Origin of the sequence: Rahnella perminowiae (assembly GCF_019049695.1) — a bacterium.
Lineage (GTDB): Bacteria > Pseudomonadota > Gammaproteobacteria > Enterobacterales > Enterobacteriaceae > Rahnella > Rahnella perminowiae.
Map to the genome: position 1 here is coordinate 1 of NZ_JAFMOT010000095.1, position 518 is coordinate 518.

The 518-nt window shown below is 45.8% G+C and carries 1 tRNA gene and 1 rRNA gene; both read right to left on the bottom strand.

From position 1 onward, the window contains the following. Window positions 1-215 precede the first annotated feature (215 nt). A tRNA-Glu gene (locus J1781_RS00465) sits at window positions 216-291 on the bottom strand. Window positions 292-434: 143 nt separating this feature from the next. Then, window positions 435-518 (bottom strand): 16S ribosomal RNA (locus tag J1781_RS00470); the annotation flags it as partial.

Sequence of the window (518 nt, forward strand, 5' to 3'; positions counted from 1 at the left end):
CACCGCCGCATTGCGATTATTTGAGAGACTCTGTTACAGACTAATCCACCACTCAGTACAGATACGGAGAGTGATGTTCAGCTGTAAACTTTCAATTTTCAGCTTGTTCCAGATTGTTAAAGAGCAATATCTTAAACATGACTCGTTAAAGTCATCTTTAAGTTATTTTCTGTTCATAAAGAACAGGTGATAATGTCTTTCACACATTATCGGAGTGGCGTCCCCAAGGGGATTCGAACCCCTGTTACAGCCGTGAAAGGGCAGTGTCCTAGGCCTCTAGACGATGGGGACACGAAAAATCCGTACCAGACCACCTGAGTGGTTTGGCACTTTTCGCATCAGCGTAAGGTTGCCCTTACCGCATCAACAGGTGCTCTTGCTCATTAATTTCATCAGACAATCTGTGTGGACACTGCACAATGCGTATCTTGAGGTAAGGAGGTGATCCAACCGCAGGTTCCCCTACGGTTACCTTGTTACGACTTCACCCCAGTCATGAATCACAAAGTGGTAAGCGC